This is a genomic window from Anoxybacillus sp. ST4 (assembly GCF_019448545.1).
In the GTDB taxonomy this organism is placed as follows: Bacteria; Bacillota; Bacilli; order Bacillales; family Anoxybacillaceae; genus Anoxybacillus; species Anoxybacillus pushchinoensis.
Genome location: NZ_JAHZOE010000098.1, coordinates 1 through 272, shown reverse-complemented (window position 1 = coordinate 272; position 272 = coordinate 1). Strand labels below are relative to the sequence as shown.

The 272-nt window shown below is 51.1% G+C and carries 1 rRNA gene; it reads left to right on the top strand.

Annotated elements, in window-relative coordinates:
- Window positions 1-121 (top strand): 16S ribosomal RNA (locus K1I44_RS15155); the annotation flags it as partial.
- Window positions 122-272 lie beyond the last annotated feature (151 nt).

The window sequence follows — 272 nt, the reverse complement described above, 5'->3', positions numbered from 1 at the left end:
CAACACCCGAAGTCGGTGAGGTAACCCTTACGGGAGCCAGCCGCCGAAGGTGGGGCAAATGATTGGGGTGAAGTCGTAACAAGGTAGCCGTATCGGAAGGTGCGGCTGGATCACCTCCTTTCTAAGGGATATCATTGATATGATGAAAAAACGCTTTTTCGCTTCGTTTAGTTTTGAGGGAATATCCCTCGACTTGCGCCTGCGTCTAAAAGTGGCTTCGAGGAAGACAGATTCCTCGGCGCAAAGCTGCGATGAAGCAGGTTCAAGGAGTA